Source organism: Methylobacterium sp. UNC300MFChir4.1, from assembly GCF_900110155.1.
GTDB lineage: Bacteria > Pseudomonadota > Alphaproteobacteria > Rhizobiales > Beijerinckiaceae > Methylobacterium.
Map to the genome: position 1 here is coordinate 1 of NZ_FOCS01000039.1, position 12,451 is coordinate 12,451.

At 73.8% G+C, this 12,451-nt stretch carries 11 protein-coding genes; 5 read left to right on the forward strand and 6 right to left on the reverse strand.

Annotation, left to right across the window (positions count from 1 at the left end; translation table 11 throughout):
- Positions 1–704: SIS domain-containing protein (locus tag BMY19_RS28305; RefSeq protein WP_139215727.1), on the forward strand; the 704-nt coding region annotated here is incomplete at its 5' end.
- Positions 705–872: 168 nt separating this feature from the next.
- On the forward strand, positions 873–2,024 hold the full coding sequence (locus tag BMY19_RS28310) for a M20 family metallopeptidase (RefSeq protein WP_091927408.1): 1,152 nt from the start codon (positions 873–875) through the stop codon (positions 2,022–2,024).
- A gap of 4 nt (positions 2,025–2,028) precedes the next feature.
- On the opposite strand, the gene BMY19_RS28315 is transcribed toward BMY19_RS28310, so the two are convergent.
- On the reverse strand, positions 2,029–3,024 hold the full coding sequence (locus BMY19_RS28315; protein WP_100253688.1) for an aldo/keto reductase: 996 nt from the start codon (positions 3,022–3,024) through the stop codon (positions 2,029–2,031).
- 93 nt (positions 3,025–3,117) lie between these two features.
- Here BMY19_RS28315 and BMY19_RS28320 point away from each other — a divergent pair, with 93 nt between their 5' ends.
- Entirely contained in the window at positions 3,118–4,005 is an 888-nt protein-coding gene (locus BMY19_RS28320) for a LysR family transcriptional regulator (RefSeq protein WP_100253689.1), read from the forward strand.
- 14 nt (positions 4,006–4,019) lie between these two features.
- Here BMY19_RS28320 and BMY19_RS28325 read toward each other — a convergent pair whose 3' ends face one another.
- The 5 genes from BMY19_RS28325 to BMY19_RS28345 form a co-directional block, all read right to left on the reverse strand.
- Positions 4,020–5,150 (reverse strand): serine hydrolase domain-containing protein, encoded by a 1,131-nt coding sequence (locus BMY19_RS28325; RefSeq protein WP_100253690.1) that lies wholly within the window; start codon positions 5,148–5,150, stop codon positions 4,020–4,022.
- Between the two features lie 143 nt (positions 5,151–5,293).
- Positions 5,294–6,271, reverse strand: a complete 978-nt coding sequence (locus tag BMY19_RS28330; protein ID WP_100253691.1) for an FAD:protein FMN transferase — start codon at positions 6,269–6,271, stop codon at positions 5,294–5,296.
- Positions 6,268–8,367: a 4Fe-4S binding protein gene (locus tag BMY19_RS28335; RefSeq protein ID WP_100253702.1), complete on the reverse strand. Its 2,100-nt coding sequence runs from the start codon at positions 8,365–8,367 to the stop codon at positions 6,268–6,270. Before BMY19_RS28335 ends, BMY19_RS28330 begins: the two co-directional genes overlap by 4 nt.
- A 317-nt stretch (positions 8,368–8,684) precedes the next feature.
- The gene (locus tag BMY19_RS28340; RefSeq protein ID WP_091676566.1) at positions 8,685–9,692 is read right to left on the reverse strand and encodes a YVTN family beta-propeller repeat protein; all 1,008 of its coding nucleotides are present in this window, start codon (positions 9,690–9,692) and stop codon (positions 8,685–8,687) included.
- Positions 9,689–10,942 carry an ABC transporter substrate-binding protein gene (locus BMY19_RS28345; RefSeq protein WP_100253692.1) on the reverse strand — a complete coding sequence of 418 codons (1,254 nt, stop codon included), beginning with the start codon at positions 10,940–10,942 and terminating at the stop codon, positions 9,689–9,691. The genes BMY19_RS28340 and BMY19_RS28345 overlap by 4 nt, the downstream gene beginning before the upstream one ends.
- A 226-nt stretch (positions 10,943–11,168) precedes the next feature.
- Between BMY19_RS28345 and pedF the strand changes: the two genes are divergently transcribed.
- On the forward strand, positions 11,169–11,588 hold the full coding sequence (gene pedF / locus BMY19_RS28350) for a cytochrome c-550 PedF (protein WP_100253703.1): 420 nt from the start codon (positions 11,169–11,171) through the stop codon (positions 11,586–11,588).
- Positions 11,578–12,438: a substrate-binding periplasmic protein gene (locus BMY19_RS28355; RefSeq protein WP_100253693.1), complete on the forward strand. Its 861-nt coding sequence runs from the start codon at positions 11,578–11,580 to the stop codon at positions 12,436–12,438. The genes pedF and BMY19_RS28355 overlap by 11 nt, the downstream gene beginning before the upstream one ends.
- Positions 12,439–12,451 lie beyond the last annotated feature (13 nt).

Sequence of the window (12,451 nt, forward strand, 5' to 3'; positions counted from 1 at the left end):
CGACCTCGACGATCGCGCGGGAATCCTCCGTGGTGATGCCGACGCTGGCCGGGCCGGAGATCGGCGTCGCCTCCACCAAGGCGTTCTCGTGCCAGCTCACCGTGCTGCTCTGCCTCGCCATCGCGGCGGGCCGGGCCCGCGGCACCCTCGACGCGGCGGGCGAGCGGCGGCTGATCGACGGCCTGATCAAGGCGCCGGGCCTGATGGCCGAGGCGCTCACCCACGAGGCGGCGATCGAGGGTCTGGCCCAGGAGGTCGCGAAGGCGCGGGACGTGCTCTATCTCGGCCGCGGCACCAGCTACCCGATGGCGCTGGAAGGCGCGCTGAAGCTCAAGGAGATCAGCTACATCCACGCCGAGGGCTACGCGGCGGGCGAGCTGAAGCACGGGCCGATCGCGCTGATCGACGAGAGCGTGCCGGTGATCGTGATCGCGCCGCACGACGCGGTGTTCGAGAAGACCGTCTCGAACATGCAGGAGGTGGCCGCCCGCGGCGGGCGCATCGTGCTGATCGGCGACGCCAAGGGCGCGGCCGAGCACGGGCTCGACACGCTCGCGACCTTCACCATGCCGGCGCTCGACCCGACGGTGGCGCCGATCGTGTACGCGGTGCCGATCCAGCTGCTCGCCTACCACACGGCGGTGTTCATGGGGAAAGACGTCGACCAGCCCCGCAATCTCGCCAAGTCGGTCACTGTGGAATAGCCGCCGCCGATCGCACCCACGTCCGGTTCGGAAGCGGCGCCGTCTTTGCGAGCGGAGCGAAGCAATCCAGTCTGCGCTATGCTGCCAGAGGTTGCGCGACGCTGGGTTGCTTCGCTGCGCTCGCAAAGACGGTCTGCGCAATCCTGCTGACCCCGGTACGAGGCCCCCATGACCGCCCATGACACCGACGTCCTCCGCTGGCTCGACGGGCAGGAGGGCGCGATGCTGGCGCTCCTCGAGGAATTGGTGAACATCGATTCCGGCTCCTACGACAAGCCGGGCGTCGACGCGGTCGGCATCCGCATCGCGGAGTTCCTCGCCGGCCACGGCATCCCGGTGACCACGATCCCGGTCGACGGCTACGGCGACGCGCTGAAGGCGAGCGTGGCCGGATCGGGCGGCGGCAACCGGCCGGTGGTGCTCATGGGCCACCGCGACACCGTCTTCCCGAAGGGGGAGCCGGCCCGCCGGCCGTTCCGGGTCGCCGACGGCCGCGCCTACGGGCCGGGCGTCGCCGACATGAAGGCGGGCCTCGTGATGAACGCCTTCGTTCTGGCCGCCTATCACCGCGCCGGCGGCGCGCCGGTGCCGCTCGTCGGCCTGTTCACCAGCGACGAGGAGATCGGCTCGCCGGCCTGCCGGCCGATCATCGAGGAGACCGCCCGGGGCGCCCGCGCGGTGCTGAATTCCGAGCCGGGGCGGCCGACCGGCAACGTCGTCACCGGCCGCAAGGGCGGGGTGTTCATGCACCTTGAGGTGCTCGGCAGGGCGGCCCATTCCGGCGGCAACTACGCCGACGGGCGCAGCGCCATCCTGGAGCTCGCCCACAAGACCGTCGCGCTCCACGCGCTCACCGACCTCGACCGCGGCACCACGGTGAATGTCGGCCTGGTCTCCGGCGGCCAGTCGGTGAACACCGTGGCGCCCCGGGTGACCTGCGAGATCGACCTGCGCTACGTGACCCCGCCCGACCGCGAGGCCGCCATGGACCGGATCGCCGCGATCGTGGCCGGATCGACGGTGCCGGACACGACCGCGCATCTCACCATCAAGGGCGAGTTCCTGCCGCTCGTGCAGGACGAGGCCTCGCGGGCCCTGTTCGAGACCTACGCAAGGGTGAGCGCGGAGGGCGGCAACCCCGTCACCGGCGAGTTCGCCGGCGGCTGCGCCGATTCGGGCTTCACCGCCAGCGTCGGCTGCCCCACGCTCTGCGCCGTGGGCCCGGTGGGCGGCAAGGCCCACTCGCCCGAGGAGTACCTGGAGGTGGGAAGCCTCGTGCCGCGGGCGCGCGCGGTGGCCGAGACCATCGCGGCGCTCTGACGGTTCAGAGACCGACCATCGCCAGCCCGGCGGCGCCGTAGCGGTCGCCGGTCACCGCCTCGGCGGGCATCGCGTCCGCGATGGCCCGCAGGTCGGCCTCGGCCAGGACGAGACCGGCCGCCGCCGCGTTCTCCTCGAGGTTCCGGATCTTGCGGGCGCCCGGGATCGGCACGATGAAGTCGCCCTGGTTCAGCACCCAGGCGATGGCGAGCTGGGCCGGCGTGACGCCCTTGTCGCGCGCCAGGGCGGCGAGCGTGTCGAGCAGCCGCTGGTTGGCCGCGAGGTTCTCCGTCGCGAAGCGCGGCATCGTGCGGCGGTAATCGTCGGCGGCGAGGCTGTCGCGGTCGCGGATCGCGCCGGTCAGGAGTCCGCGCCCCAGGGGGCTGTACGGCACGAAGCCGATCCCGAGTTCGCGGCAGGTCGGCAGCACCTCGGCCTCGGGATCGCGGCTCCAGAGGGAGTACTCGCTCTGCACGGCGGCGATGGGGTGGACCGCGTGGGCCCGCCGGATCGTGGCCGCGCCGGCCTCGGACAGGCCGAGCGCCCGGACCTTGCCGGCACGCACCAGATCGGCCATGGCGCCGACCGTGTCCTCGATCGGCACCGCCGGGTCGACCCGGTGCTGGTAGAACAGGTCGATGACGTCGACGCCGAGGCGCCGGAGCGAGGCGTCGCAGACCGCCCGGACGTGCTCGGGCCGGCTGTCGACGCCGATGATCCGGTCGGGACCCTGGCCGGTCTCGGAGATCTTGAAGCCGAACTTGCTGGCGATGATCACCCGGTCGCGGACCGGCGCCAGGGCCTTGCCCACCAGCTTCTCGTTCTCGTAGGGGCCGTACATCTCGGCCGTGTCGAAGAGGGTGATGCCGAGGTCGACGGCGCGGCGCAGGGTGGCGGTGGCCTCGCCCTCGGGCTGGCCGCCATAGGCGTAGCTCATGCCCATGCAGCCGAGGCCGAGGGCGGAGACGGTGAGTTCGGTTCCGAGTCGGCGGTGATTCATGCGGGCCTCCCGTGATGCGGCCCGGACTTCGCACGGGCCGACGGCGGCGATAATCCGTGACCTGCGGCGCAGGCTGTTCTATGCGGCTCAACAGTGAGACGCGCCGACCTCCCCGCCCTGTCGCTCTTCGCCGCGGTCGCGGCGCGCCGGAGTTTCCGCGGCGCCGCGCGCGATCTCGGGCTCTCGGTCTCGGCGGTGAGCCACGCGATCAACGGCCTGGAGGCGAGCCTCGGCGTGCGTCTCCTCGCGCGGACGACCCGCAGCGTCGCCCCGACCGAGGCGGGCCAGCGCCTGCTCGACGGTCTCGAGCCCGCCCTCGCGGCGATCGCCGACGCGGTCGAGGTGGCGACCGCCGCGGAGCGCCGGCTCACCGGGACGCTGCGGATCTCGGTGCCGCGGTCGGCTGCCGAGATGCTGCTGGTGCCGCTCGCCGTCGCGTTCACCCGCGCGCATCCGGGCGTCGAGATCGAGATCCGCGCGCAGGACGGCTTCCGCGACATCGTCGCCGAGGGGTTCGATGCCGGCGTCCGCTTCGCCGAGAGCCTGGACCAGGACATGATCGCGGTGCCGCTCGGCCCGCCGCAGCGCGGCGCGATCGTCGCCGCGCCGGACTATCTCGCCCGCCACGGGACGCCCGCGGACCCGCAGGACCTGCACCGGCATGTCTGCGTACGGCGCCGCTTCCCGAGCGGCGGCCTCTACCTCTGGGAACTCGAGAAGGACGGGATCGCCCAGTCGATCCCGGTCACCGGCACCCTCGTCCTCGACGATGACGGGCTGGTGGCCGAAGCGGCGCGCGGCGGCGCCGGCCTCGCCTACCTCTTCGAGGCGCAGGTGGCGGCCGACATCGCGGCCGGCCGCCTGATCCGGGTCCTCGACGCGTGGTGCCCGCCCTTCCCGGGCTTCTTCCTCTACTACCCGAGCCGCCGCCAGATGCGGCCGCTGCTCCGGAGCTTCGTCGATCACGTCCGGGGCCGCTAGCGCCGCCGGCCCGCCTACGGGCGCAGGGCCGCCACGAGGCGCAGCAGGAAGCCGTCGAGGGCCGCCTTGTCGATCCAGCGCAGGACCGCGACGAGGTCGTGCTCGGGATCGCACCAGATCACGTTGTTGCCCGCCCCGAGGGCGCTGAAGGCCGAGGCCGGCAGCTGCGGCTTGGCGGCCGCGCCGCGGTTCAGCCACCAGAGATAGCCGTAGCTGTCCAGCGTCGGGGACGGCGTCAGCATGGCGCGGATCCAGCGCTCCGAGAGGAGCTGCCGCCCGTTCCAGGCGCCGCCGCGGGCGACGAGGAGACCGAAGCGGGCGTGGTCGTCGGCCCCGATGAACAGGCCGCCGCCCCAGTGGCCGCCGCCGGGGACCGACTGGACCCGCGCGCCGTCGACCGCGACCCAGGCCGTGTCGTAGCCGTGCCACGCCCAGTCGCGGGAGGCGCCGATCGGATCCATGATCCGCTCGCGGAGCACGTCCGGGAGGGCCCGGCCGAAGCGGCGCATCAGGCAGTACGACAGCAGGTTCACCCGGACGTCGTTGTACTCGTAGTAGGTGCCGGGGCGCCGCAGCGCCCGCGCCTCGCCCTTGCGGCTGTTGTCGGCGCTCGGGCCGATCTGCCGGAAATGATCGACCTGATCGGACTTGCCGAACAGGGTCCCCTGCCACTCGCTCGACTGCTGCAGGAGGTGGCGCCACGTGATCGCGCCGTTGTGCGGGCCGTCGAGGAGCGGGTCGGGTACGCTGTCGCGCACCGGCGCGTCGACATCGGGGATCAGGCCGTCGTCGTGGGCGAGGCCGGCCAGCACCGCGAGGTAGCTCTTGGCGATCGAGAAGGTCATGTCCGGGCGGGCCGTGTCGCCCCAGGCGGCGGCGCGCCGGCCGCCCTTCAGGATCACGCCCGCCGGGCCGCCGCGCGGGCGCACCGGCCCGTCGACGGCGCTCCAGGGCCCCGTCTCGTTCCACTCGACGATCCCGACGTAGCGCCCGTCGGGATAGTACAGGCTGCGCGGCCACGCGCTCTCGTGGGCCTGCGCGAACGCCACCGCGTCCGCGAGCCGCCCGGCATCGAGCCCCGCCGCACCCGGGTCCTGCTCCGCCCAGTCATCCGTCGGCCAGTACGGCCCGGTCGCTTCGGTCACGCGCGTCTCCTGACGGTCCTCTCCGGTCCGGGCGCATGCAGGGCCTGCGCCGCAGATCGGACCCTCCGTAGAGCCATCGGCCCCGCGAGGGCAGGGCGCGCGCCGCGGTTCGGGGCTCGCCCCGCACGACGGGGCCGGATGTGTCAGCCCTTCCCGGTGAAGCGCACGGCGCAGCCCGGACGGGCCGCGACGAGGTCCGCGCCGCGCGCGCGGCCCAGGACCATGCAAGCGGTCGACAGCCCGTCGGCGACGAGCCCCGTCGGCGCAGTGACCGTCACCGACGACAGGCCGCGCGGCGACCGGCCGGTGGCCGGGTCGAAGATGTGGTGGTCGGTGCGGTCGTGCGAGAAGCTCATGTTGTAGTCGCCCGAGGTCGCGGCGAAGCCGGTGAACGGGGCGATGACGGCGGCGATGTCGCCGGGATGGCGGGGATCGGCCAGCCCGAGGCGCCAGGGCGCGCCGTCCGGATGCGCGCCGGCGGCGCCGAACTCGCCGGTATCCACGAAGGCGTCGTCGATGCCGCGCGCCCGGAAAGCCGCCATGACCTGGTCGGCCGCGTAGCCCTGGATCAAGGCGTTCAGCGTCAGGGCCGTCCCGGGCTCCAGGACGATCCGGTCCATCGCGACCCGCACGCGCCGCCAGCCGACCCGCGACAGGGCCCCCCGCAGGACCTCCGCCCCGGGGCGCTCGCCGCGGGCGGCCGCGCCGGCCCAGACCGGCCAGAGCGGCTGGACGGTCGGGTCGAAGGCGCCGCCGGTCTCGGCCGCGAGGGCGAGGGCGAAGCGCAGCAGGGCGAGCAGGTGCGGGTCGGGCGCCTCAAGGGACCCGTCCCGGTTGAGGCGGGCCAGGGCGCTGTCGGCCCGGAACAGGCTGGCGGCCGCCTCCACGGCGCGCATCGCCGCGAACCCGTCGTCGAGCGCGGCCTCGACCGCGGACGTGTCGGGCCCGGCGGCGGTCAGGGCCACGGTGGTGCCGAAGGCGAGGCCGGCGCGGGTGCGCAGCGCCAGCCCGCGCGACGCCGCGGCGGCGCGGAACGCCGCGACGCCGCCGAGCGCGGCCAGCCCCGCGGCCCCGACGAGGAGTCGGCGCCGGGCCGGCGCGAAGTGCGGCGGCGCGCTCATCCGACGGTCACCGGCCGGGGCGCGGCGCGGCGGCCCCGCTTGCGCGCCACGACCTGCGGCACGCACTGCCCGGGATCGTGGATGATCGTCACGCACTCCATGCACTGGAAGCACTCGGCGTAGTCGACCCGGCCGGAGGGCGCGATGGCGCCGTAGCGGCAGCGGACCTTGCAGAGCTGGCACGGCGAGCCGCACTCCGCCCGGCGCGGGATCCAGTCGAGGACGCGGACCCGCCCGAGGAGGGCGAGGGCGGCGCCGAGCGGGCATAGGTAGCGGCAGAAGCCCTTGTAGACGAGCAGGTTGAGCACCAGCAGCCCGGCCGCGTAGGCGACGAACGGCCACGCCCGGACGAAGTACAGGGTGACGGCGGTCTTGAACGGCTCGACCTCGGACAGGGTGTCGGCGAGGGGCGACCCCGCGGCGGCGGCACCGAGGATGCCGGCGAGCACGACGTATTTCAGCGACCGCAGCGCCCGGTCGAGGCCGGGCGGCACCGCGACCGGGCGGATGCGCAGCGGCCGGGCGAGCAGCGCGACGAGTTCCTGCAGCGCGCCGAAGGGGCAGAGCCAGCCGCAGAACGTGCCGCGCCCCCAGGCGACCAGGGCGGCCAGCGCGAAGGCCCAGAGCACCAGCGAGGGCGGGTCGTAGAGCAGGAAGGCGAGGTCGTGGGTCACGGTGGCGGCCCGCACGAGGCCGACGAGGGTCACGATCGAGAGTTGCGCCTGCGCGTACCAGCCGACGAAGCCGAGGGTCAGCGCCAGGAAGCCGAGGCGGAAGAGGGGGAAGCGGCGCTGGTCCGCCACCAGCCCGCGCTGGCGGCTCAGGACCGGCACCAGCACCGCGAGCATCAGCCCGATCAGCGCGAGTTCGGGCGCCCGGGCCCGCCAGGGGTCGGTCCAGCTCGGCCCGTCATCGGGCCGGACCCGCGTGAACAGGTCGGCGGGCAGGGCGGTCTCGACCGTGAAGCTCCTGGCGATCTTCTCCGACAGGATCTGCCCGCGCTCGCGGACGATCGTCTCGGTCAGCACCCAGGGCGCGGACGGGTCGAAGCCGGCGGCCTGGTCGATCCGCAGGATCGTCCAGGGGCCGGGCGGCAGCCCCTCGGCGAGGCCGGCGTCGCGGCGCTCCACCGCCATGTCGCGCGCGTTCACGATCAGGCCGGCCTGGCCGATCGCCAGCCGTTCGGGGACGGCGCCCAGCACGAACCGGTCGCCGACCGGGTTCTCGGGCGCGTCCTCCGGCCCGGCGCTGACGACCATCACGGCGTGGTTGCCGGCGCCGAGCTCGCGCATCAGCGCCTCGTAGCGCGACGGACCCAGCAGGTTGCGGCCGATCGAGGGCGGGTCCAGGGCGGCGACGTACAGGTCGGTCAGCACGGCGTCGGGCGGCCCCTCGGACGGATCGGCCACGCCGGTGCCCCGGAAGGCCGCGGCGGCGTCCGCGTTCGTGACCGTCAACCGCCGGACCCAGCCCCGGGCAAGAAGCTCGGCCAGGGACAGGGGCTCGTAGAGGTCGGGCTTCGCCTCGACCTTCAGGCCGACATTGGCCGCCCCGAAGCCGAGCTTCGCGCGGGCGACCGCCAGCGCCGAGGCCAGGATCGACTGGTTGATCACCCGGGTCGAGGCGGTGGCCATGGAGATGCCGTCGACGGTGGTCTGCGGCGCGGCGCCGGCGGCCCGCGCATTGGGCCGCCCGACCCGGATCGCCTGCCGGGCCGACAGGCCGGCATACTGCTCGACGAAGGCGAGGAGCGGCTCCGGGCCGAGCCCCTCGAGGAAGACCGGCTCGTGGTGCGCGAGCACCGTCACGTCCCGGAAGGTCCCGTCGGGGGCGAGCGCGATCAGCAGGTCGGGGGGCGTGCCCCCGAAGCCCGGGATCGGCGCGAGGTCGACGGATTCGAACGCGTAGGCGAAGACCTCGTAGGACCCGGCCTGCTGCTTCAGGATCGGCCAGACCGGGAGCCTGTCGTCCTTCTCGCCGACCACCAGCGGGGGCGGGAAGTGGCGTTCGAGGGCGGCGCGATCGAGCTGGCCTGCGTCGACCGAGAGGGACGGCAGGAGCAGGGCGAGAAGGAGCAGTGCGGCGCGTAGGAGCAGGCCCGCGCCCAGGCTTACCGCGGTTCGGAGCGCGGATGGGCTGGGAGACGCTGCGCTCCGCAGCGGCCGCGCCTTATCCCTCCCTCCGCCCCTGGCCGCGTCGGTCACCCATCCGGACCGAGCACGGTCGCCGGCGGCAGTGCGCGACCGGGCATCTGTCCCGTTCGGGAGAGTGACAGGGTGAGGGATCGGGACGTCGAGGATGGAGCACGCTGTCGACGTGCGGGCCGGGAGAGCGTGTCCCGGATGCCGCACGTCCCTCACCCTGTCCCTCTCCCGAACGGGACAGGGGACCCGCGCTCCGGACTGCGGACGAGTCACGGCACCGCACCGGCGGCGCGCCCGTCCGTCGCCTGCGCCGAAGGCATCGGCCGCGCCGCCGCGCCCCAGGGGAAGCGGCCGACCTTCACGGTCTTGATCGGCCGGAACGTCGCGGCGTCGATCACCGTCACGTCGCCGGAGACGCCGTTGGTGGTGAAGAGCCGCGTGCCCGCGGCGTTGAGCGCGAGCTGCCAGACCCGGCGGCCGACCAGGATGTAGCTCTCCACCCGGTAGGTCGCGGTATCCACCACGGCGACCCGGTCGGACGGCCCCAGCGCCACGAAGGCGTGGCGCCCGTCCTTGGCCATCTGGATGCCCACCGGCTGGATCCGGTCGGCCGCGATTCCCTTCACGGCGAACTCGATCGTCGCGATCACCGCGCGGGTGGCGACGTCGATCACCGACACGGTGCCGCCGATCTCCGAGGACGCCCAGAGCCGGGACCCGTCGGCCGTGAAGGCGGCGAAGCGCGGCCGCTGCCCGACCGGCGTCGCGTCCACGGCCGCGAGGGTCTGCGTGTCGATCCAGTGGACCATGTTGGTCGTCTCGGAGGTCGTGACGGCCGTACGCCCGTCCGGGCTCACCGCGACGCCCTCCGGCTCGATGCCGACGTCGATCTGCGCCAGCACCCGGCGGGTCTGCGCGTCCACCACCGTGGTGGTGGCGTTCTCCTCGTTGGCGATGAACAGGGTGCGCCCGTCGGGCGCCAGGGCGAACTGCTCCGGGTCCTCGCCCGAGGGCAGGTCGTGCCGCACCTGCCCGGTCTCCGGGTCGATCACCTGCACGGCGTCGGAGTCGCTGGCGCAGACGTAGAGCGACCGCCCGTCGCGCGAGAAGGTCAGCCCGCGGGGCCGACGGCCGACCGGGAAGGTGCGCAGCACCTCCAGGCTGTCGCCGTCGATCACCGAGACGGTGTTGTCGCGCTCGTTCGAGACGAAGATCTCTTCCGCCCGCGCGGGGCCCGCGAGGCAAAGCAGCAGCGCGAGGGCGGCGAGCCGGGTCATTCTGACGTCCCCGAGAAGGCGCGGCAGGCACTCTCGGGCGCGTCGAGGCCGAGCGTGTCGAGTTCCGTGCGGTGGTGGAGGTAGCCCTCGATCGGCGCCGTCGCGGTGACGGCCCCGGGCCAGAGCAGGAAGACCGGCTGGCGCAGCTGCCCGTCCCAGGCGCGGAAGCTCAGGGGGCGGCCCTTGAAGCCGCCGATCTCGAAGCCGGGCGCCGTCAGGGCGGCGCGGACCGTCGCGGGGTCGGTGCTGCGCGCCTTCACGGCCGCCTCGCCGACGGCGTGCACCGCCATCCAGCCGGCCCAGTCGACGGGCCGCATGGCGCGCCCGGCGAGCTTGCGGAACCGCCCCTGGAGCTGCACGGCGGCCCAGGCCTCGACGGGCCGCCCCCAGGCGGCCGTCGCGAGGCCCTGCGTGCCGACGAGGGGCCGGGGCGAGGCGGTGTTGTAGTTGAGGCTCGCGCCGAACGCGCCGGCCTCGTCGGCCACCGCGACCACGTCGTGCTCGGGCCCGCGGGTCGGCAGGGCGAACTCGCGCAGGGCCGTGTCGCGGACGTCGCCGCCCTGCGGGTCGTAGCGCGACTCGGCGACGATCCGCGCGCCGAACTTCCTCGCGCTGCGCCGCAACGCCTCGGCGAAGAGCGCGTCCCCCGGTTCCGGACCGGTGACCAGCAGGATCCGGGTCCAGCGCTTGAACGCCAGGAACTGCACCAGCGCGTCGGCCAGCATGGCGCGGGACGGCAGGACGTGGAGCAGGTTCCTTCGGCAATCGGCGTCGCGCAGGCGCGTGTCCGGGGCGCCGATGTTGAGGAGCACGCTGCCCTTCGCCTCCGGCAGGTCGGCGAGCGCGAGAACGTCGGCGGCCGGGGCGTTGAGCACCACGAAGCGCCGGTCGGCGAGGTCCCGGAAGGCCTGGCGGATGTCGGCGCCCGGCTCGACGATCGTGGTGCCGAGGTCGAAGCCGAGGCCGAGGAACCGGCCGGTGGCGTTGGAATCGCGCAGGCCGAGTTCCGCGCCCTTGGCGCCCTCGTCGTCGGGGATCGGGTCCTCGTTGTTCAGCGGCGCCGGCCGCTCGACCCGCCGCTCCAGGTAGCGGATCGTCAGGGGCGGGCCCGCCGGCGCGGGCGCGGCCCGCCCCTGCGCGACCGGCGCCAGGGTCGCCATGGCCGCCACGGCCGCCAGCACGACGGCGCGCCGCAGGCCGGCCCATGGCCCGCCGCGCATCCCGGGCCGCCGCGCACCGGAGGACACCATCCCCGCCCGTCTCCTCCAGCCCCGCGGCGCTCGTCTTTGGCCGGGAGTCTAGGAGCGGAGTTGCGCCCTCCGATATTAGACCAAGGTGCACAAACCGGGTTTGATGCAGTGCAACACAAGTGGTGGATGGCGCTAATCTGGCCGATCCGTACCAAAGCATAATGGGTCCGCCGCCCGGTACTTGCTAACCGTCGAGCAACGACGACGGGAGGGGCGGATGCGCACGATGAAGACGGCGGCGGGCGGCGTGCTCGCGGCGCTGGGACTGGCGCTGGCGACCGCCGGCGCCCTCGGGCACGGCGACGTCCAGCCCCAGCCGGTCAACACCGACGGCCTCAAGCCGCTGGGCGCCGAGTGGGTCGCCGAGAACCCCTACAAGGGCGACAAGCACGCCATCGCGATCGGCGCCTCGGGCTTCAACCAGAACTGCGCCCGCTGCCATGGCCTGGAGATGATCTCCGGCGGCCTCGCCCCGGACCTGCGCTACCTGCCGCAGGGCAAGGAGGGCGACGAGTACTTCGTCGAGCGCATGAAGCACGGCGCCGTCATCAACGGCGTGACCAAGATGCCGGCCTTCGAGGGTGTGATCTCGCAGGAGGGCCTGTGGGCGATCCGGAGCTACATCGAGTCGAAGCATGAGGAGTAGCGCGCGGCTCCTCCTCGCCTGCGGCCTGCTCGCGGCCCTCCGGTTCCAGCCGGAGGCGGCCGCGCGCCCTCTGGACCAGGTCGTGGCCGACGGCACCCTGCGGGTGGCGGTCTACGGCGACAACGCGCCGTTCTCCGAGGAGGAGACCGGCAAGCCCCGCGGGATCGACGTCGATCTCGCCCGCGCGATCGCCGACAGGCTCAAGGTGAAGCTCGACCTGCGCGTGGTCGACGCCGGCGAGAACGTCGACGGCGACCTGCGCCTGAACCTGTGGCGCGGCGACCTCGCCGGCACGCCGCTCGCCGACCTGATGCTGCACGTGCCCACCGACCGGCAGCTCGCCCTGCGCAATGAGCAGGTGTTCTTCACGGCGCCGTACTTCGAGCAGGAGATCGCCTTCGCGTACCGCAAGGGCGCGCTGGACGGCTTCGACAGCCTCGACGACATCGGCGACCGGAGCGTCGCGCTGGAGGGCACGGGCGCCGCCGACCTGATGCTGCTGACCGCCCAGGGCGGCCGCTTCCGCCCGAACCTGAAGCATTACAGGAGCTTCGAGGAGGCCGCGAAGGCCTACCTCGCCGGCGAGGCGCCGATCCTGGCCGGGAGCCGCGCGGCGATCGAGGCGGCGCTGTCCGCCGCGAAGGCCCCGAAGGACGACAACCCGATCGCCACGGTCCCGTCGACGGGGCTGGTGAAGACCCGCTGGGAGATCGGCGGCGCGGTGAGGATCGATTCCCGCGACCTCGCCTACGCGGTCGGGGACGCGATCACGGCACTGAACGCGGAGGGTCGGCTCAGGGCGATCTGCGAGAGCTACGGCGTCACGTACGCGCCGCCGAAGGGGTATTGAGCGCATCCGTCAT